This window comes from Falsiroseomonas sp. RANM36 (assembly GCF_056682175.1).
This window is the reverse complement of the sequence record NZ_JBWXTD010000001.1, coordinates 120,989-121,686: the sequence shown is the minus strand read 5'-3', so window position 1 is coordinate 121,686 and position 698 is coordinate 120,989. Positions and strand designations below refer to the sequence as shown.

Here is a 698-nt window from a genome sequence, read left to right as displayed (position 1 = left end):
GCGGCGGGGCGCGGCGCGGCGGGGCGGCGGCGGCGGCCGGGCGCTGCGCGGCGGCGCGGAGCCGCTCCTGCTCGCCGGCGCGGGCCAGCGCCTCGGCGGCCTGGCGCTCCAGCTGGTCGCGCAGCGCGCTCAGCGCGCGGACCTGCTCCGACAGACGCGCGATGTCGGACAGCCGCGCCTCGATCGTCGCGCGGTCGGCCTGCACGGTCTGGTCGAGCTTCGCCTGCTCCTCGCGCAGGCGGGCGAGGTCGCGCCGCGCCGCTTCCCGCTGCTGGCGCGCGGCGGCCCGGTCGCGGGCCAGCGCCTCCGCTTCCGCTCGACGCTGGGCCAGGTCGCGGTTCAGCGCCTCCGCGTCCTGTCGGCTGGCGGCGAGCGCGCGCTGGGTCGCATCGCGCGCGCCGCGCGTCTCCTGCAACTCGCGCGTCAGCGCCTGGGCCTGGGCGCGGCTGGCCGCCAGCGCCCGCTCGCGCGCCGCCAGCGCCGCGCGCTCGGCGGCCAGGTCGCGGGTCAGCCCCTGGCCGAGCGATTGCGCGGCGGCGAGCTCGCGCTCCCGAGCCTCGCGCGCGCGGCGTTCCGCGTCGAGGTCGCGGCCGAGCGCGGTCGCCTGGTCGCGCGCGGGGGCGAGGTCGCGCCGCACCGCCACCAGCCCCGCGCGCTCGGCGGCCCGCACGCGCTGCGCCTCGGTCAGCGTGCGCGCC

Annotated in this window: 1 pseudogene; it reads right to left on the bottom strand. The window is 82.5% G+C overall.

Features of this window, described 5'->3' with window-relative positions:
• Window positions 1–698, bottom strand: a pseudogene (locus tag AC1MIR_RS00595) (hypothetical protein); the annotation flags it as partial.